This is a genomic window from Streptomyces sp. NPDC060000, assembly GCF_042737375.1.
Lineage (GTDB): Bacteria > Actinomycetota > Actinomycetes > Streptomycetales > Streptomycetaceae > Streptomyces.
The window spans coordinates 1-17,960 of the sequence record NZ_JBHWUU010000034.1 but is presented as its reverse complement, the minus strand read 5'-3'; the positions used below and the strand labels follow the sequence as shown (position 1 = coordinate 17,960).

Annotated in this window: 21 protein-coding genes; 7 read left to right on the top strand and 14 right to left on the bottom strand. The window is 70.6% G+C overall.

The window, feature by feature from the left end; all coding sequences use genetic code 11:
* Positions 1 to 62 precede the first annotated feature (62 nt).
* Entirely contained in the window at positions 63 to 566 is a 504-nt protein-coding gene (locus ACFWBB_RS19430) for a hypothetical protein (RefSeq protein WP_385273525.1), read from the top strand.
* 387 nt (positions 567 to 953) lie between these two features.
* Here the strand turns inward: ACFWBB_RS19430 and dapD are convergent, their stop codons facing one another.
* On the bottom strand, positions 954 to 1,943 hold the full coding sequence (gene dapD / locus ACFWBB_RS19425; protein WP_385273522.1) for a 2,3,4,5-tetrahydropyridine-2,6-dicarboxylate N-succinyltransferase: 990 nt from the start codon (positions 1,941 to 1,943) through the stop codon (positions 954 to 956).
* 145 nt (positions 1,944 to 2,088) lie between these two features.
* Here dapD and ACFWBB_RS19420 point away from each other — a divergent pair, with 145 nt between their 5' ends.
* On the top strand, positions 2,089 to 2,991 hold the full coding sequence (locus ACFWBB_RS19420; protein WP_385273519.1) for a winged helix-turn-helix transcriptional regulator: 903 nt from the start codon (positions 2,089 to 2,091) through the stop codon (positions 2,989 to 2,991).
* On the opposite strand, the gene ACFWBB_RS19415 is transcribed toward ACFWBB_RS19420, so the two are convergent.
* Complete coding sequence (locus ACFWBB_RS19415) at positions 2,942 to 3,535, bottom strand: TetR/AcrR family transcriptional regulator (protein ID WP_385273516.1); 594 nt, start codon at positions 3,533 to 3,535, stop codon at positions 2,942 to 2,944. The two genes, ACFWBB_RS19420 and ACFWBB_RS19415, sit on opposite strands and share 50 nt — an antisense overlap.
* Positions 3,535 to 3,855, bottom strand: coding sequence for a DMT family transporter (locus ACFWBB_RS19410; RefSeq protein WP_385273513.1), 321 nt, complete (start codon positions 3,853 to 3,855; stop codon positions 3,535 to 3,537). The genes ACFWBB_RS19415 and ACFWBB_RS19410 overlap by 1 nt, the downstream gene beginning before the upstream one ends.
* A gap of 238 nt (positions 3,856 to 4,093) precedes the next feature.
* Here ACFWBB_RS19410 and ACFWBB_RS19405 point away from each other — a divergent pair, with 238 nt between their 5' ends.
* Positions 4,094 to 4,930 (top strand): AbfB domain-containing protein, encoded by an 837-nt coding sequence (locus tag ACFWBB_RS19405; protein ID WP_385273510.1) that lies wholly within the window; start codon positions 4,094 to 4,096, stop codon positions 4,928 to 4,930.
* Between the two features lie 139 nt (positions 4,931 to 5,069).
* Here the strand turns inward: ACFWBB_RS19405 and ACFWBB_RS19400 are convergent, their stop codons facing one another.
* From ACFWBB_RS19400 to ACFWBB_RS19365, 8 genes are read right to left on the bottom strand one after another with little or no spacing between them, the layout of a single operon-like run.
* Entirely contained in the window at positions 5,070 to 5,402 is a 333-nt protein-coding gene (locus tag ACFWBB_RS19400; RefSeq protein ID WP_385273507.1) for a metal-sulfur cluster assembly factor, read from the bottom strand.
* The gene (gene sufU / locus ACFWBB_RS19395) at positions 5,399 to 5,866 is read right to left on the bottom strand and encodes a Fe-S cluster assembly sulfur transfer protein SufU (RefSeq protein WP_054239147.1); all 468 of its coding nucleotides are present in this window, start codon (positions 5,864 to 5,866) and stop codon (positions 5,399 to 5,401) included. The genes ACFWBB_RS19400 and sufU overlap by 4 nt, the downstream gene beginning before the upstream one ends.
* Positions 5,867 to 5,882: 16 nt before the next feature.
* Positions 5,883 to 7,139: a cysteine desulfurase gene (locus tag ACFWBB_RS19390; protein ID WP_385273501.1), complete on the bottom strand. Its 1,257-nt coding sequence runs from the start codon at positions 7,137 to 7,139 to the stop codon at positions 5,883 to 5,885.
* A complete protein-coding gene (gene sufC / locus ACFWBB_RS19385) occupies positions 7,136 to 7,900 on the bottom strand; it encodes a Fe-S cluster assembly ATPase SufC (protein WP_385273498.1) in 765 nt (254 codons plus the stop codon). The genes ACFWBB_RS19390 and sufC overlap by 4 nt, the downstream gene beginning before the upstream one ends.
* Positions 7,901 to 7,907: 7 nt before the next feature.
* Positions 7,908 to 8,240 (bottom strand): non-heme iron oxygenase ferredoxin subunit, encoded by a 333-nt coding sequence (locus ACFWBB_RS19380; protein WP_385273491.1) that lies wholly within the window; start codon positions 8,238 to 8,240, stop codon positions 7,908 to 7,910.
* Entirely contained in the window at positions 8,240 to 9,460 is a 1,221-nt protein-coding gene (gene sufD, locus ACFWBB_RS19375; protein WP_385273488.1) for a Fe-S cluster assembly protein SufD, read from the bottom strand. Before sufD ends, ACFWBB_RS19380 begins: the two co-directional genes overlap by 1 nt.
* A gap of 56 nt (positions 9,461 to 9,516) precedes the next feature.
* The gene (sufB, locus tag ACFWBB_RS19370) at positions 9,517 to 10,938 is read right to left on the bottom strand and encodes a Fe-S cluster assembly protein SufB (protein WP_385273485.1); all 1,422 of its coding nucleotides are present in this window, start codon (positions 10,936 to 10,938) and stop codon (positions 9,517 to 9,519) included.
* Positions 10,935 to 11,678 carry a helix-turn-helix transcriptional regulator gene (locus ACFWBB_RS19365; RefSeq protein ID WP_385273482.1) on the bottom strand — a complete coding sequence of 248 codons (744 nt, stop codon included), beginning with the start codon at positions 11,676 to 11,678 and terminating at the stop codon, positions 10,935 to 10,937. Before ACFWBB_RS19365 ends, sufB begins: the two co-directional genes overlap by 4 nt.
* A gap of 183 nt (positions 11,679 to 11,861) precedes the next feature.
* On the opposite strand from ACFWBB_RS19365, the gene ACFWBB_RS19360 reads away from it, so the two are divergent.
* From ACFWBB_RS19360 to ACFWBB_RS19345, 4 genes are all read left to right on the top strand, one after another.
* Positions 11,862 to 12,662, top strand: a complete 801-nt coding sequence (locus ACFWBB_RS19360) for an aminoglycoside N(3)-acetyltransferase (protein WP_385273479.1) — start codon at positions 11,862 to 11,864, stop codon at positions 12,660 to 12,662.
* Between the two features lie 87 nt (positions 12,663 to 12,749).
* Positions 12,750 to 13,673 (top strand): ABC transporter ATP-binding protein, encoded by a 924-nt coding sequence (locus ACFWBB_RS19355; RefSeq protein ID WP_385273476.1) that lies wholly within the window; start codon positions 12,750 to 12,752, stop codon positions 13,671 to 13,673.
* Positions 13,674 to 13,723: 50 nt separating this feature from the next.
* On the top strand, positions 13,724 to 14,440 hold the full coding sequence (locus ACFWBB_RS19350; RefSeq protein WP_385273688.1) for an ABC transporter permease: 717 nt from the start codon (positions 13,724 to 13,726) through the stop codon (positions 14,438 to 14,440).
* Between the two features lie 66 nt (positions 14,441 to 14,506).
* Positions 14,507 to 15,517, top strand: coding sequence for a heme A synthase (locus ACFWBB_RS19345; RefSeq protein WP_385273473.1), 1,011 nt, complete (start codon positions 14,507 to 14,509; stop codon positions 15,515 to 15,517).
* A 31-nt stretch (positions 15,518 to 15,548) separates the two neighbouring features.
* On the opposite strand, the gene ACFWBB_RS19340 is transcribed toward ACFWBB_RS19345, so the two are convergent.
* From ACFWBB_RS19340 to ACFWBB_RS19330, 3 genes are all read right to left on the bottom strand, one after another.
* Positions 15,549 to 16,298, bottom strand: coding sequence for a nucleotidyltransferase (locus ACFWBB_RS19340; protein WP_385273470.1), 750 nt, complete (start codon positions 16,296 to 16,298; stop codon positions 15,549 to 15,551).
* Positions 16,299 to 16,316: 18 nt separating this feature from the next.
* Positions 16,317 to 17,423 (bottom strand): amidohydrolase family protein, encoded by a 1,107-nt coding sequence (locus tag ACFWBB_RS19335; protein ID WP_385273467.1) that lies wholly within the window; start codon positions 17,421 to 17,423, stop codon positions 16,317 to 16,319.
* Positions 17,424 to 17,497: 74 nt separating this feature from the next.
* The gene (locus ACFWBB_RS19330; RefSeq protein ID WP_385273464.1) at positions 17,498 to 17,854 is read right to left on the bottom strand and encodes a hypothetical protein; all 357 of its coding nucleotides are present in this window, start codon (positions 17,852 to 17,854) and stop codon (positions 17,498 to 17,500) included.
* Positions 17,855 to 17,960 lie beyond the last annotated feature (106 nt).

Here is a 17,960-nt window from a genome sequence, read left to right as displayed (position 1 = left end):
TATGCCTGCGGCCCGCAGTAAATTCCGCCGGGCGCCCGACCGCACCCGCGTACGGTGAGCGCATGAGCCGGCCTCTGCTCTACCTCGACGTCGACGGTCCCCTCAACCCGTACGCCGCCAAGCCTTCGAAGCGGCCGGCGGGCTATACGACCATCAGGGCGTCCGTGGGCCGTGAACGGCCGCTGCGGGTCTGGCTGAACCCGGAGCACGGCGCCGCCCTGCTCCGCCTTCCCTACGACCTGTGCTGGGCGACCACCTGGATGGCCCAGGCGAACCGCTGGATCGCGCCGGTGGTGGGGCTGCCCGAACTTCCGTACGTCGACTTCGGCACGGCGCTCTTCGCCCACCGGGCGGACGGCGTCCACTGGAAGACGGAGGCGATCGTCGCCCACGCGGCGGGCCGCCCCTTCGCCTGGGTCGACGACGAACAGTCCCCCGCCGACTCGGCCTACGTCACCACCCACCACCCGGCCCCGGCCCTCCTCCACCACGTCGACCCCCGACTCGGGCTGCGCAACGAGGACTTCACCACCCTGACCCGGTTCGCGACAGGTCTGCCGGCATGACATCGCACCTTTCCGGTGTCCCTGCTCGCGGTGGCGTTCGTGGTAGCCACGGAAGTCGAAGAAGCGCGGACCGTCGTTGGCCGCTCCGGACTCGATCTCCCGCAGGGTCCAGGGTTCACCAACTGGTCGCGCTGCCGCTCGAGCGCGGAGACGTGGCGATGGACGATTGCTCCGCCCGTCCCCGGAGACACGAACACGCTGCGCATGAGAGGGAGCGTAGGAGGCGCGGCTTCGCGGCGGCCACCGGTATGCGGGCTGCGAGTGCCGACCTGGAGGGGACGCGCGGCCTCGGCCGAGCCCGCGTGGGTCGAGCGCCCTCCCCGGGCCGTCTCCGGGCCGTCGAAGGGCGCTCTGCGACGCACGACCGCAGGTCGCGGCCGCCGTAGGTCAGTTGTGGCTGTGGAGGATCTCGTTCAGGCCGCCCCATACCGCGTTGTTCGGGCGGGCCTCGACCGCGCCGGTGACCGAGTTGCGGCGGAAGAGGATGTTCGAGGCGCCGGAGAGGTCGCGGGCCTTGACGATCTGGCCGTCGGGCATGGTGATCCGGGTGCCCGCGGTGACGTACAGGCCGGCCTCGACGACGCACTCGTCGCCGAGGGCGATTCCGACGCCCGCCTCGGCGCCGATGAGGCAGCGCTCGCCGATGGAGATGATCACGTTGCCGCCGCCGGACAGCGTGCCCATCGTGGACGCGCCGCCGCCGATGTCCGAGCCGTCGCCGACGATGACGCCCGCGGAGATGCGGCCCTCGACCATCGAGGTGCCGAGCGTGCCCGCGTTGAAGTTGACGAAGCCCTCGTGCATGACCGTGGTGCCCTCGGCGAGGTGGGCGCCGAGGCGGACCCGGTCGGCGTCGGCGATCCGCACGCCCTTCGGGGCGACGTAGTCCGTCATGCGCGGGAACTTGTCGATGGACGTGACCTGGAGGTGCAGGCCCTCCGCGCGGGCGTTCAGGCGAACCTTCTCGACGTCGTCCACGGCGACCGGGCCCAGCGAGGTCCAGGCGACGTTGGCGAGGTGGCCGAACATGCCGTCCAGGCTCTGCCCGTGCGGCTTCACGAGCCGGTGGGAGAGCAGGTGCAGGCGCAGGTACACGTCGTGCGCGTCGAGCGGCTTGTCGTCGAGCGAGGCGATGACCGTGCGGACCGCGACCACGTCGACACCCCGGCGGGCGTCCGGGCCGACCGCCTTCGTCGCGCCCTCACCGAGGAGCTCCACGGCCTTCTCGGCGGACAGGCGCTCGGTGCCGGACGGTCCGGGCCCGGCGACGAGCGCGGGCGCGGGGAACCAGGTGTCCAGAACAGTGCCGTCGGCGGCGATCGTGGCGAGGCCGGCGGCCACGGCGCCGGTGGTGCGAGGAGCAGTCGTGTCGGTCATGAGGGCAACCTAACCGGCAGGGGGCCGCAGAGGCCAACCCGCACAGCGGTGTCTCAGCCGGCGGGCCGCGTGCCCCCGGCGGCCTTGTGAGTTTCCCTTGGGAACCAACTGTGCCAGCATGGCCGTCAGCGACAGGAGGAGGCCCATGGCCCGCAGGACGAGCCTGGAGGATTCCGGCTGCGCCATCGCTCGGGCGCTGGACGTCGTCGGGGACTGGTGGACGCTGCTGATCGTCCGCGACACCGCGCGCGGAGTGCACAGGTTCGACGAGCTGCAACGCGAACTCGGCCTGTCCCGCAAGGTGTTGACCGAACGGCTGCGGCTCCTCGTCGAGGCGGACGTGCTCACGCGGGTGCCGTACCAGGAGCGTCCGGTGCGGTACGAGTACCGCCTCACACCGCGCGGCCGGGCCCTGCTGCCCGTCCTGGTCGCCCTCCAGGACTGGGGCGACGCCTGGGTCCTCGGCGAGGGCAGCACCACGGCCACGGCCGGACAGTCGTCCGCGGAGGCCCGGCGCATGCACGCGCTGGTGGGCACCCGGGTGCCCGGGCTCCGGCTGATCGACGACCGGGGCGCGCCGCGCGATCCGGTCGCCGAGGACACGCCGTACACCGTTCTCTACTGCTTTCCCGGCGCCTATGCCCGCCCCGACGCCCACCCCCCGGGCTGGACGGACATCCCCGGCACCGCTGGCTGCACGCTGGAGTCCCGCACCTACCGCGACCGGCTCGCCGGGTTCCGTGCGGCGGGCGCGGCCGTGCACGGTGTGTCCACCCAACGCCCGGACGAGCAGCGCGCGTTCGCACAGGAGGAGGGGCTGGGCTTTCCGCTGCTGTCCGACGCCGAGCCGGCGCTGATCACCGCGCTGCGGCTGCCGACGTTCCGGGCGGCGGGTACGAGCCGACTGAAACGGCTGACGCTGGTCGTGGACCGGGAGCGGGTCGTACGGCATGTGCAGTATCCGGTGACGGACGTGGCGGGAAGCGTCGAGGACGCTCTCAGCGCCGTCCGACGCCTGGGCGCGGGGGCCGACTCGAACGAGGGGTGACGGGGCCAGGCGGGATGAGCCGCGCCAGCGCCTCCCGGGCGTACTCCTCGTCGTAGGGCACGTCCGTCAGCAGCACCTGCAGACAGATCCCGTCCATCAGCGCGACCAGCGCGCGTGCGGTGAGGGCGTCGACGTGTTCCGCGAGGAGGGTGGCGAGGTCCTCGGCCCACTCGGCGGCGACCGGGCGCAGCGCCGGCCGGCGCAGGGCGGCCAGGTAGAGCTCGTACTCCAGCTCGACGCCGGTCCGCTCGCCCGCCAGCCACTCGCCGAGCAGTCCGGCCAGTTCGGTGGGCAGGTCGAGGCGGGGGTCCGTCAGCCCGCCGTGTGCCGCGACCGCTTTGGCGAAGCCCTCGTTGGCCTGTCGCAGGGCGGCGATCACCAGTTCGTCGAGGGTGGCGAAGTGGTAGGTGGTGGAGCCCAGGGGCACGTCCGCCTCGGCGGCGACGGACCGGTGGCTCAGCCCGGCCAGCCCCTTCTTCCCGACGACCCGGATCGCCGCGTCGATGATCCGCTGCCGCCGCTCGGGGTCGTGGCGCCGGGGCATCAGTGCGCACCCCCGAGGTTCAGCACGACCACTCCCCCGACGATCAGCAGGATGCCGGCGGCCTTGGTGAGCGTCAGGGACTCGCCGAACAGGGCCAGCCCTATGACGGCGATGGCCGCGGTGCCGACGCCGGCCCAGATCGCGTACGCCGTGCCGATACCGACGGTCTTGAGGGTCTGGGCGAGCAGGAGGAAGGCGACGACATAGCCGACGGCCGTCAGCAGCGAGGGCCAGAGCCTGCTGAAGCCGTCGCTGTACTTCATGGAGGTCGTGGCCGCGACCTCGGCGGCGATGGCGCCGACGAGCGTCAGGTATCCCATGCGTACGAGTGTACACAACGATGCGTACAACCGTACACAACGGCGCCCGCCCGGCATCTCCGCGGTGCCGGCCACCGCCTGAGCCGCGCCCCAAGTGGCCGCAGATTCGAAAGCGTTATGGAAAGCGCTCACCCAAACGGCTGAACGTGAGCCGTAGGTTCCACTACTGTTTCACCGTTCACACACCGGGCCATCGCAGCCGCGGCAGCCGTCAGGGGTACCGCTGGAGGAACAGCGCATGCCAGAAAACAAGTCCCGGCCGCCCCAGGAGCAACCCTGGGAGAACGGTTGGGCCCCGGACATCTCCCGGGCCCCCGGAACACGGCGCCTCTGGCTGGCCGGCGGACTCGCCGTGGCCACCATCGTGGCGTGCGTGACCGCAATAGCCCTCAACGACAAGCCCGTTGAGGACACGTCGAAATCCCGCGAGGGACAGACACTCTCGGACGACGAGACGGGGGGCGGTCTGATCTCCTTCGCCACCCCCTCCACGACCGGGTCGGCGGCACCGACGGGGCGGAAGACCACGTCCGCGTCCCCGTCCGCGTCACCGAAGGCCTCCTCCTCCCCCGTGCCGCAGGGCAGTTCGTCGCTGCACACCTCGGCCGAGCCCTCGGCCTCCGCGACCAGGAAGCCGTCCACCCCGGCGCCGTCCGGTGACAGGCGGTCGGTGCAGGCGGTCAACTACCCCGACCGGTACTGGCATGTGAGCGACGGTCTGGTGAAACTCGACGCGCCGCGCGGCTCGGAATCCCGCGAGGACTCCACCTTCACCGTGGTCAAGGGGCTGTCCAACAGCTCCTGCTACTCGTTCGCCACGCACGACGGCACGTACCTGCGCCACCGCGACTTCGTCCTGCGCGCCGAACGCAACGACGGTTCCACCCTGTTCGGGCAGGACGCCACCTTCTGCCCCGGATACTCGGGGTCCTCGGGCGCGGTGCTGCTCCAGTCGGTGAACTACCCCAACTACGCGCTGCGTCACAAGAACTTCCAGCTGCGCCTGGATCCGTACGGCTACAACACGACCAACCGGTCGGACTTCTCCTTCCGGCTGGTGAGCCCGCTGGGCTGAGACCCACCCGCGCGAAACCACGAAAGCGGCGGCACCCCGGTCGGGGTGCCGCCGCTTTCACGTGCGGTGCTCAGTGCGTCGTGCGCAGCGCTCAATGCGCCATGCTCAATGCGCCGTACGCCGTGCTCGGGAGTGGATCTCAGACGTTGAAACCGAGCGCGCGCAGCTGCTCGCGGCCGTCGTCCGTGATCTTGTCCGGGCCCCACGGCGGCATCCAGACCCAGTTGATGCGCAACTCGTTGACCAGGCCGTCCGTGGCGGACTTCGCCTGGTCCTCGATCACGTCCGTCAGCGGACAGGCCGCCGAGGTCAGGGTCATGTCGATCGTCGCGATGTTCGCGTCGTCGACGTGGATGCCGTAGATCAGTCCGAGGTTGACGACGTCGATGCCCAGTTCGGGGTCGACGACGTCGTACAGCGCCTCGCGGACTTCCTCCTCGGAGGCCGGCTTCATCTCAACGGTCTCGCTCATGCGGTCTTCCTTTCGGCGTCGGCCCCGCCCAGGGCCTGGGCCGTCGCGTCCTTCCACGCCATCCAACTGAGGAGGGCGCACTTGACCCGGGCCGGGTACTTGGAGACGCCGGCGAACGCGACCGCGTCCTCCAGCACCTCCTCCATCGCGTCGTCGGGCTCGATCCTGCCCTTGGACTGCATCAGCTCCAGGAAGGTCTCCTGGATCTTCTGCGCCTCGGCGAGGTCCTTGCCGACCAGGAGGTCGTTCAGGACGGACGCGCTCGCCTGGCTGATGGAGCAGCCCTGGCCCTCGTAGCTGACGTCCTCGATCTTCGTGCCGTCGTACTTCACACGGAGGGTGATCTCGTCGCCGCAGGTCGGGTTCACATGGTGCACCTCGGCGTCCCCGTCGCGCAGGCCACGTCCGTGCGGGTGCTTGTAGTGATCCAGGATGACTTCCTGGTACATCGAGTCCAGCTTCACGGTTTCAGCACGCCCCTCAGCCGAAGAAGTTCCGTACGTGCTCCAGACCGTCGACCAGAGCGTCGATCTCGGCCGGCGTGGAGTACAGATAGAACGACGCTCGCGTGGTCGCGGGAATTCCGTAGCGCAGGCAGACGGGACGGGCGCAGTGGTGGCCCACCCGGACCGCGATGCCCTGCTCGTCCAGCACCTGGCCCACGTCGTGCGGGTGGATGTCGCCGAGCGTGAAGGAAATCGCCGCGCCCCGGTCCTCGGCCGTCGCCGGGCCGATGATCCGCAGGTCGGGCACCTCGCCGAGCCTGCGCACCGCGTACTCGGTGAGCGCGTGCTCATGGGCGAGGATCTTGTCCATGCCGATCGCGGACAGATAGTCGATCGCCGCGCCCAGACCGACCGCCTGCGCGATCGGCGGGGTGCCCGCCTCGAACTTGTGGGGCGCCGGGGCGTACGTCGACGAGTGCATCGACACGGTCTCGATCATCTCGCCGCCGCCGAGGAACGGGGGGAGGTCCTCGAGCAGCTCCTGGCGGCCCCAGAGGACGCCGATGCCGGTCGGGCCGCACATCTTGTGACCGGTGAAGGCCACGAAGTCGGCCTGGAGGGCCTGTACGTCCATCGGCATGTGCGGCGCGGCCTGCGAGGCGTCGATGCACACCAGCGCGCCGACCTGCTGCGCGCGGCGCACTATCGCCTCGACCGGGTTCACCGTGCCGAGGATGTTCGACACCAGCACGAAGGAGACGATCTTCGTCTTCTCGGTGATGATCTCGTCGATGTTCGACAGGTCGAGCCGGCCGTCGTCGGTCAGGCCGAACCACTTCAGCTTCGCGCCCGTGCGCTGCGCCAGCAGCTGCCACGGCACGATGTTGGAGTGGTGCTCCATCTCGGTGATGACGATCTCGGTCTCGTGGTCGACCCGGTAGGGCTCGTCGGCCCAGCCGAGCATGTTGGCCACGAGGTTGAGCGACTCGGAGGCGTTCTTGGTGAAGATCACCTCGTCGCGGCTCGGTGCGTTGATGAACGCGGCGACCTTGTCGCGCGCGCCCTCGTACAGCGCCGTGGCCTCCTCGGCGAGCACATGCACACCGCGGTGGACGTTGGCGTTGTAGCACTCGTAGTAGTCACTGAGAGCGTCCAGCACCTGGCGCGGCTTCTGCGAGGTCGCCGCGTTGTCCAGGTACACGAGCTTCTTACCGTCGTGGACCTGTCGGTCCAGGATGGGGAAGTCCTTGCGGATCGCCTCGGTGTCGAGGAGGCCCGGCAGCTGCGTCACGCGGATACGCCACCCTTCGTGTATGCCTCGTAGCCCTCGTTCTCCAGCTTGTCCGCGAGCTCCGCGCCGCCGGACTCGACGATGCGGCCGGCGGAGAAGACGTGGACGAAGTCGGGCTTGATGTAGCGCAGGATGCGCGTGTAGTGCGTGATCAGCAGGGTGCCGACCTCACCGCTCTCCCGGACGCGGTTGACGCCCTCGGAGACGACGCGAAGGGCGTCGACGTCCAGACCGGAGTCCGTCTCGTCGAGGATCGCGATCTTCGGCCTGAGCAGCTCCAGCTGGAGGATCTCGTGGCGCTTCTTCTCACCGCCGGAGAAGCCCTCGTTGACGTTGCGCTCGGCGAAGGAGGTGTCCATGTGGAGGCGCTCCATGGCCTCCTTGACCTCCTTCACCCAGGTGCGCAGCTTGGGGGCCTCGCCGCGGACGGCGGTGGCGGAGGTGCGCAGGAAGTTCGACACGGAGACGCCGGGGATCTCGACCGGGTACTGCATGGCGAGGAAGAGGCCCGCGCGGGCGCGCTCGTCGACGGACATCTCCAGGACGTCCTCGCCGTCGAGCAGCACGGTGCCGCTGGTGATCGTGTACTTCGGGTGGCCCGCGAGCGAGTAGGCGAGGGTCGACTTGCCGGAGCCGTTGGGGCCCATGATGGCGTGCGTCTCGCCCTGCTTCACGGTGAGGTCGACGCCCTTGAGGATCTCCTTCGTGGCGTTGTCGGCCTCGACGGTGACGTGCAGGTCTCGGATTTCAAGCGTTGCCATGGGTGCCTCAGGACTCCTGGGTGAGGGAGACGAGCACGTCGTCCCCTTCGATCTTTACGGGATATACGGGGACGGGGCGCGTCGCGGGAAGGCCGGACGGCTTGCCGGTACGGAGGTCGAAGCTGGAGCCGTGCAGCCAGCACTCGATCTGGCAGTCCTCCACCTCGCCCTCGGAGAGCGAGACGTTCGCGTGCGAGCAGATGTCGTGGATGGCGAACACCTCCCCCTCGGTGCGGACGACCGAGACCGGCGTGCCGTCGAGTTCCACCCGCGTCGGGGTGTCCTCGGCCAGCTCGCTCAGCCCGCAGGCCCGAACGAATCGAGCACGGTCGTGGGCCATCAGACGGTGGCCTTCAGCTCGGTCTCGATCCTGGTGAGCAGGCGCTCCTCGATGTCGTCGACACCGATCTGCTGGACCAGCTCGGCGAAGAACCCACGGACCACCAGGCGACGGGCCTCGTCGGCCGGGATGCCGCGGGCCATCAGGTAGAAGAGCTGCTCGTCGTCGAAGCGGCCGGTGGCCGAGGCGTGGCCGGCGCCGACGATCTCGCCGGTCTCGATCTCCAGGTTGGGCACCGAGTCCACGCGCGCGCCGTCCGTGAGGACCAGGTTGCGGTTCATCTCGTAGGTGTCGGTGCCCTCGGCCTTGGCCTCGATGAGCACGTCGCCGATCCACACGGCGTGCGCGGCCTCGCCCTGGAGGGCGCCCTTGTAGACGACGTTGGACTTGCAGTGCGGGACGTTGTGGTCGACCAGCAGGCGGTGCTCCTGGTGCTGACCGGCGTCCGTGAAGTACAGACCGAACAGCTCGGCCTCGGCGCCGGGGCCGGCGTACACCACGCGCGGGTGCAGGCGGACGAGGTCACCGCCGAAGGTCACCACGACCGACTTGAAGCTCGCGTCACGGCCGATGAGGGCGTTGTGCTGGGCCACGTGCACGGCCTTGTCGTCCCAGTCCTGGACGGAGACGACGGTCAGCTTCGCGCCGTCCCCGAGGACGTACTCGACGTTGGCGGCGATCACGGCGTCACCGGTGTGGTCGATGACGACGACGGCCTCGGCGAAGGCGCCCAGCTCGATGACCTGGTGGCCGTAGGAGACCCCGCCCTCGCCGTGCACCGCGATGCGGATCGGCTCGGTGAGCACCGTGTCCTTGGGGACGGTGACCACGCCGGCCTTCTCGAACGCGGAGTACGCCTGGGCGGCGACCCGGTCCACCGGGGTGCCCGCCCTGCCGAGGCGCGGGTCGTCGCGGTCCACGAGTTCGACGGTGACGCCCTCGGGCGCTTCGACGACGACCTTCACGGCGTCGCCGGTCGCGACGGCGGTGCCGTCGTGCAGGCCGCGCAGCCGCTCCAGCGGCGTGAACCGCCACTCCTCCTCGCGACCGTGCGGGACCGGGAAGTCCGCCACGTCGAAGGACGGGGGCGCGCTCATGCGCGTGGCGACGGTCGACTCGGCGGCCACCGCGATCGATCCGGCGGTGGTGGAGGACCCCACCGATCGGGGTCCCCCCGCCCGAGCGGATTCGAGGGTGGGGGAGTTCTGAGCCTCAGCCATGGCTGTCGTAGTGCTCGCTTTCTGAAGTCAAGAAGTGTGCTGAGCGATGGGCGGGGTCAGCCGACCGCGCCTTCCATCTGCAGCTCGATCAGCCGGTTGAGCTCAAGCGCGTACTCCATGGGCAGCTCCTTCGCGATGGGCTCGACGAAGCCGCGCACGATCATCGCCATCGCCTCGAACTCGGTCATGCCACGGCTCATCAGGTAGAAGAGCTGGTCGTCGCTGACCTTGGAGACGGTCGCCTCGTGGCCCATGGACACGTCGTCCTCGCGGACGTCCACGTAGGGGTACGTGTCGGAGCGGGAGATGGTGTCGACGAGCAGCGCGTCGCACAGCACGTTGGACTTGGAGCCGTGGGCGCCCTCGCCGATCTCGACGAGACCGCGGTAGGACGTACGGCCGCCGCCGCGCGCCACCGACTTGGAGACGATGTTGGAGGAGGTGTTCGGCGCCATGTGGACCATCTTGGAGCCGGCGTCCTGGTGCTGGCCCTCGCCCGCGAAGGCGATGGAGAGGGTCTCGCCCTTGGCGTGCTCGCCCATCAGGTAGACGGCCGGGTACTTCATCGTCACCTTGGAGCCGATGTTGCCGTCGATCCACTCCATGGTCGCGCCCTCGTACGCCACGGCGCGCTTGGTGACCAGGTTGTAGACGTTGTTCGACCAGTTCTGGATGGTCGTGTAACGGCAGCGGGCGTTCTTCTTGACGATGATCTCGACCACGGCGCTGTGCAGCGAGTCCGACTTGTAGATCGGCGCCGTACACCCCTCGACGTAGTGCACGTAGGCACCCTCGTCGACGATGATCAGGGTCCGCTCGAACTGGCCCATGTTCTCCGTGTTGATACGGAAGTAGGCCTGGAGCGGGATCTCCACGTGCACGCCCTTCGGCACGTAGATGAAGGAGCCGCCGGACCACACCGCGGTGTTCAGCGACGCGAACTTGTTGTCGCCGACCGGGATGACGGTGCCGAAGTACTCCTTGAAGAGCTCCGGGTGCTCCTTGAGGGCCGTGTCGGTGTCCATGAAGATGACACCCTGCGCCTCCAGCTCCTGGTTGATCTGGTGGTAGACGACCTCGGACTCGTACTGGGCCGCGACACCGGCGACGAGGCGCTGCTTCTCCGCCTCGGGGATGCCGAGCTTGTCGTACGTGTTCTTGATGTCGTCGGGCAGGTCCTCCCAGGACTCCGCCTGCTTCTCCGTGGAGCGCACGAAGTACTTGATGTTGTCGAAGTCGATCCCCGACAGGTCCGAGCCCCAGTTCGGCATGGGCTTCTTCTCGAACAGCCTGAGGCCCTTGAGACGGAGCTTCGTCATCCACTCCGGCTCGGACTTCTTCTCGGAGATGTCCCGGACGACACCCTCGTTGATGCCGCGCTTCGCAGAGGCGCCGGCCGTGTCGGAGTCGGCCCAGCCGTATTCGTACTTACCCAGACCCTCGAGTTCGGGGTGGGCAGTCTCCGTGGGGAGAGTCATGCGGGGTTCCTCCCGGCCGTGCTTGCGGATGCGTTGTGGGTGGCTGTGGAAACTCTGGGGATGAAGGTCGTGCAGACGCCGTCGCCGTGGGCGATGGTCGCCAGTCGTTGGACGTGCGTCCCGAGCAGCTGGGAGAAGATCTCGGTCTCCGCCTCGCAGAGCTGCGGGAACTTCTCCGCGACATGGGCGACGGGGCAGTGGTGCTGGCACAGCTGCTCGCCGACCGGTGCGCTGCGCGCCGTAGCAGCGTACCCGTCCGCGCTCAAAGCCCTGGCCAGGGCTTCGGTCCGCCCTTCGGGGGCGGCCGCCTCGATCGCCTCGCGGTACCCGGCGGCCTGTTCGGCGATCCGCGCGCGGGCGAACGCGACAACGGCCTCGTCCCCACCGAAGCGTTCCTGGATCCAGCTCAGGGCGTCCGCGGCGAGCGTGTCGTAGGACTGGTCGAAGGCGTCGCGGCCACAGTCGGTGAGGACGAAGACCTTGGCGGGGCGCCCGCGCGTCCGCGCTCCGTACACCCGCTGCTCGCGGGCCTCCACGACGTCGTCGGCGACCAGGGCGTCGAGATGGCGGCGCACGGCGGCCTGGGTGAGGCGCAGCCGCCCGGCCAGCTCCGCGACGGTCGAGGGCCCGTGGTCCAGGATCGACCGCGCGACCCGGTTGCGCGTCGAGCGCTCACCGGTCGCGATCTCTTCCTGGGGGGTCCCCGTGGGGGTCTCCCGAACCTCGCCGACGTTTTTCACAACGCCATTGTTGCGTAATTCCTCGGAGGCAGGCAAGCCGCGCCCGGACGGCCGGGCGGTGCCCTGCGTCACTTAGGCATACCTAATCTGACCTGCGGAAACGATCTCCGGCCGATCGGGCGAGGGCGGACCGGCGAGAAAACCACTGGTCCACGGAGCGCCCTTGCAGGACACTGCCGGACCATGCCCATACCCCCTCCCACCGGCCCACTTGTCACCCGCGACACCCTCTTCGCGGGGCTCCGCGCGCTGGGTGTCGAATCCGGAGAAATCCTCCTCGTGCACTCCTCGCTCAGTTCGCTCGGCTGGGTCTGCGGAGGTCCCGTCACGGTCGTGCGGGGACTGCTCGACGTACTCGGCCGGGCCGGCACACTCGTGGTCCCCACCCAGTCCGGCGACCTGTCCGACCCGGCCCTGTGGGGCAATCCGCCGGTCCCCGCGGACTGGTGGGAGCGGATCAGGGCGGCCATGCCCGCCTACGACCCGCTGATCACGCCCTCGCGGGGCGTCGGCGTGCTGCCGGAGACGGTCCGCACCTGGCCCGGCGCCCTGCGCAGTGCCCATCCGCAGACCTCGTTCGCGGCGCTCGGGGCGCGGGCGGCGGAACTGGTCGAGGGCCACGCACCGGACTGCCGGCTCGGCGAGGACAGCCCGCTGGCCCGGCTGGAGAAGGCGGGGGCACGGGTCCTGCTCCTCGGCACCGGCTACGACACCTGCACCAGCTTCCACCTGGCCGAGTACCGGATCCCGGCCCCGCGCGTCGCGGTGGGCCGGCCGGGACCGGACGGGACGTGGGAGGTCGTGACCGAGGTGTCGATCGACTCCGACCGCTTCGACGAGCTGGGCCACGACTTCGAACGCGACCGGGACGTCGTCCGGGGCAGGGTCGGCGGGGCCGACGTGCGGCTGTTCCCGGTCGCGGACGCGGTGGCCTACGCCCAGCGGTGGCTGCCGCTGCACCGGTCCCGCGAGGAGGAGATCTGAAACCGCCCGCACCCGAATCAGTCGCACCTGACCGGTTCCCGTACCCGCCGGTCTGGTCCGCCGCCCGCGAACCTAGACTCTTGAGCCATGCGAAGTGAGCCTGTCGTCCGGGTCGAGGCCCTGGTGAAGCGGTACGGGACGAAGACCGCGGTGGACGGCCTCGACCTGACGGCCCGGGCCGGCGTCACCGCCGTCCTCGGACCCAACGGCGCCGGCAAGACGACCACGATCGAGACCTGCGAGGGGTACCGCGGGCCGGACTCCGGCACGGTGCGTGTCCTCGGCCTCGACCCCGTGAGACAGGGCTCCGAGCTGCGTCCCCGGATCGGTGTGATGCTGCAGTCCGGGGGCGTGTACTCGGGTGCGCGGGCCGACGAGATGCTGCGGCACATGGCGAAGCTGCACGCGCACCCGCTGGACGTGGACGCGCTCGTCGAGCGCCTCGGCCTCGGCTCCTGCGGCCGGACGACGTACCGCCGCCTCTCCGGCGGCCAGCAGCAGCGCCTCGCGCTGGCCATGGCCGTCGTGGGCCGCCCCGAGCTGGTGTTCCTGGACGAGCCGACGGCCGGCCTCGACCCGCAGGCCCGCCGCGCCACCTGGGAACTCGTCCGGGACCTGCGAGCGGACGGCGTCTCGGTCATCCTGACCACCCACCACATGGACGAGGCCGAGCAGCTCGCCGACGACGTCGCGATCATCGACGGGGGCCGGGTCGTCGCCCAGGGCTCCCCCGAGGAGCTGTGCCGCGGCGGCGCCGAGAACACCCTGCGGTTCAGCGGCCGTCCCGGCCTCGACGTGGGCTCCCTGCTCAAGGCCCTGCCCGCCGACAGCTCCGCCGCCGAGCTGACCCCGGGGTCCTACCGGGTGATGGGCAAGGTCGACCCGCAGCTGCTGGCGACGGTCACCTCGTGGTGCGCCCAGCACGGGGTGATGCCGGACCGGATCTCGGTCGAACGGCACACCCTGGAGGACGTCTTTCTCGAACTGACCGGCAAGGAGCTGCGCTCGTGACCGCCACCGGCACCTACACCCCCCGGCCCGGCGCGGCCCCGCTGACCCGCATGATCGGGACCCAGGCGGCGCTGGAGACGAAGATGCTCCTGCGCAACGGCGAGCAGCTGCTGCTCACCGCCGTGATCCCGACCCTCCTGCTGGTGCTGTTCAGCACCGTGGACATCGTCGACACCGGCGCGGGCGAGGCGGTGGACTTCCTCACCCCCGGCATCCTCGCGCTCGCCGTGATGTCGACGGCCTTCACCGGCCAGGCCATCGCGACCGGTTTCGAACGCCGCTACGGGGTGCTGAAGCGGCTCGCCTCCTCCCCCCTTCCGCGCTGGGGCCTGATGACGGCCAAGACGCTGTCGGTCCTGGTCACCGAGATCCTCCAGGTGCTGCTGCTGACGGCGATCGCCTTCGCCCTGGGGTGGAACCCGCACGGCAGCCCGGGGGCCGTCCTGCTGCTCCTGGTCCTGGGCACGGCCGCCTTCTCGGGCCTCGGCCTGCTGATGGCGGGCACCCTGAAGGCGGAGGCGACGCTGGCCGCGGCCAACCTGGTCTTCCTGCTGCTGCTGGTGGGCGGCGGGGTGATCGTCCCGCTCGACAAGTTCCCGTCCGGCGCCCAGGACGTGCTCGGCCTGCTGCCCGTCTCGGCCCTCTCGGACGGGCTGCGGGACGTGCTCCAGCACGGCGCGGGCATGCCCTGGGGCGACCTGGGGATCCTGGCGGCGTGGGCGGTCGTGGGACTCGCGGCGGCCGGCCGGTTCTTCCGCTGGGAGTGACCGGGAGCAGCCGGACGCGCGGACACGGGGGACCCTCGTGAATGCGTGCACAAGCGGCCGCCTACGATGGGAGGCGTGCCAAACGTGACTCGTGCCGACGTCGTAGCCGCCGTGCGCAACCCGCTCGCCTTCATCGCCGGACGCTGGACCCCTACCCGCCGAACGGTCCGGCGGGCGGCCCTGTACCCGCTCGTGATGTCGGTGGTCATCGTCGTCACCGGCGGTGCCGTACGGCTCACGGGCTCCGGTCTGGGCTGCCCGACCTGGCCCAAGTGCACGGACGACTCGCTCACCGCGACCGGCGCGATGGGATTCCACGGCGCCATCGAGTTCGGCAACCGCATGCTGACGTACGTGCTGTGCGCGGCCGTCGGCTGGGCGATCATCGCCGCGCGCTCAGAGAAGCCGTACCGGCGGAGCCTGACCCGGCTGGGCTGGGCGCAGTTCTGGCTGGTGATGAGCAACGCGGTGCTCGGCGGGATCGTGGTGCTCGTCGGTCTCAACCCGTACACGGTCGCGGCGCACTTTCTGGCCGCCTCGGCCCTGCTCGCGGTCGCCGCGGTGATGTGGCAGCGCGCCAAGGAGGGCGACGGGGAGCCCCGCCCGCTGGTCGGCAAGCCCGTGCAGCAGCTGGTGTGGTTCCTGGTGGCCGCCTCCACGCTGCTGATCGCCGTCGGCACGGTGGTGACCGGCGCGGGCCCGCACGCCGGCGACTCCAGCGAGGTCGAGCGGATGCCGCTGGACTGGGAGACGGTCGCCAAGCTGCACGCCGTGCTCGCCTGGATCGTGGTGACGCTGACCTTCGCCCTGTGGTTCATCCTCAAGGCGGTGGACGCGCCGAAGAACCCGCTGGACCGTACCCGGGACCTGTTCCTGGTGCTGCTCGGCCAGGGCGTCATCGGCTACGTCCAGTACTTCACGGACCTCCCCGAGGCCCTCGTCGGCCTGCACATGCTCGGCTCCTGCCTGGTGTGGATCGCGGTGCTGCGCGTGCTCCTTGCGCTGCGCGAGCGCCCCGAGACGACGATCGACCTGCCGGGCCCTGCGGCGGAGGCGACGGTCGGCTCACGCGCGTGAGTCACCCGCGCATGAGCCACTCGCGCGTACGTCACGCGTACGAGGTGACCAGCCCGTCGATCGCGGGTCCCAGGTAGTCCCGGGTCAGCTCGGCACGGCGGGCCCGCCAGCCCGCGTCGGCCGTCCCGTCCCCCGCCCCCTCGTACCGGCGTCGGGCGATGTCCGCCACGACCTCCTCGGGCGCGCCCAGCGCGGGCAGTTCGTCGAGTGCCCGGCGCTTGGAGATCAGCCGGCCGTCCCGCACGGTCGCCGTCGCCCGGGCGAAGGTCAGCAGCCCCAGGTCGACCCACACGTCCTGAGTCCACAGGTGGGCCTTGTCGACGGCGGGCCGCCAGAAGTCGCGCTGGTCGCGGACGACGAAGTCGCCGAGTTCCCGGTCAGGCACGGGCGGGAGAAGGTCGCGGGGGAGCTTCCCGTGCAGCATCCGCCCGAAGTCGAGCAGTTCGCGCCGGGTCACCGGGGTGACCGTGCGCCGGAACAGATGGCCGTGCGCCCAGGTGAGGTGCCGGCGCTCCGGATCGGCCGTCTCCTCGGGGACGAGATAGGTGCAGTGCAGCAGCGGGGCGAGCGGCTCGCCCCGCAGCCGGGCGTGCAGCCGGGCCAGGGCCCACACCGCGCGCGGGGTGAGGGGCCCCGCCAGGACCGCGATGAGGTCCAGGTCGCTGCGGCCCTCCTGGTAGTCGCCCCCGGCCAGCGAGCCGTGGGCCCAGACGGCGACGGGGTCCACAGCCGCGAGTCCGGCGAGGAAACGGTCCAGTAAGGCTTCCGTAGGGCTGGTCATGCGACCAGTCTCGCCATCTCAGCCCAGCCCGTACACCCGGCGCGCGTTGCCCGCGGCGATCAGCCCCGCCACCCGTTGCGCGTCCCCCGGCGACCACGCGCCCTCCGCGACCCAGGTGCCGAGCACCCGCGCCAGGGCCTCGCGGAACAGCCGGGCCCCGACCACGTGCAGCTCGGGCAGGCCCCGGGCGCCGCTGGAGAACAGGATCTTGCCGAAGGGGGCCAGCTCCAGGATCTCCGCGAGGATCGTCGCGGCCCGGGCGCCGGTCCGCACGAGCGCGGCGCCGGAGTCGGCGTACACGTGCGGGAAGACGCCCGCGAGGTGGGCGGCGTGGCGGTGGTAGGGGTAGCCGTGCAGCAGGACGAGGTCGGTGCCGTGGCCCGCCGTGGCCCGCACGAAGTCGGTGAGCAGGACCGGATCCGTACGGTCGATGCGCGCTCCCGGCTCGCCGAGTCCCGCGTGCAGTTGCAGCGGCAGCCCCGAGGCGACGGCGATCCACAGCAGGTGCCGCAGCAGCACCGGATCGAACAGCTCGCCGCCGACCCTGCGCGCGGCCAGCCAGCGGCCCGCCGCGCCCCGCACCTCGCCCGGCCCGGGCGGTTCGGGCGCGAGGGCGAGACCGTGCCGGACTCCCGCGACGGAGGTGAAGGCCACGGCGTTCGCGGCGGCCCCGTGGACCGACTCGGCGAGGTTGGCGAGGAAGGACTCGACGGTGCCCGAGGTGTCGGCGACCTGTTCGGCGAGCAGTTCCAGGCGCACGATCTCCCGTGCCTCGGCGTCGCCGGCGGAGGCGAGCTCGGCCGGTCCGGTGAGGTCGCCGGGCAGGCCCGTGTCGACCAGATAGGTCGTGATGCCGCTGCCGCGCAGCAGCCGGCGGCCCGATTCCAGTACGCCGAGTTCACGACGCCGGGCGAGATAGCGGGCGGGCGGCGCGTGCGGTTCCAGCCCGAGCAGCGGGGGGCACCAGCGGCGTACCGCGAACCCCGTCTGGGTGTCGAAGAGCGTCGTGCCCGGGGCGGGCGGGCCCTCGGTACGGGCCAGCTGGGCCTCGAAGGTGCCGAGACCCAGCTCCGTTCTCAGGACGCCGTGGCAGTACTGGTCCACCAAGGACGGCGTTTCGATCATCCGGACTCCCCGGGAGATGGACCAGTCGCTTCTACGGGTCCTAACGGGTGACCGGGGTGTCAGGTTGTTGCTGCTCAGCCGTTCTTCGGTCCGCCGACCTGGATCCCGGCCATCCGCGTCCACTCGTACTGCCCTGTCGTCACCTTCGCCGCGAACTCACCGTCGAAGGTCTCGTGGAGAGTGATGCCGGCCTTCGCGACGGCGTTCTCGGCGATGGCGACCGAGGGGGCCACCAGGTCGCCCCAGCCGCCGTCCTCGCCGACGAGGACGATGCGGGCGCCGCGCTCGCCGATGTACGCGATCTGGCCCTCGGCCCCGCCGTGCTCCTTGGCGAAGGCGCCGATCTGCTTGGCGAGCCGGGCCGCCCTGCGCTCGGCCCTGGCGGCCTTCTTGGCGTCGGTGGTCTCGTCAACCTGCTTGGTGTCTGCCATGGCCAGGATGCTACCGACGGGTAGATCGAACGGCGACGGCCGGGGTGGGGGGCCGTGTACACCCCCCCCCGCCCGTAAACCCGGATGTGGGGGTACCGGCCCACCA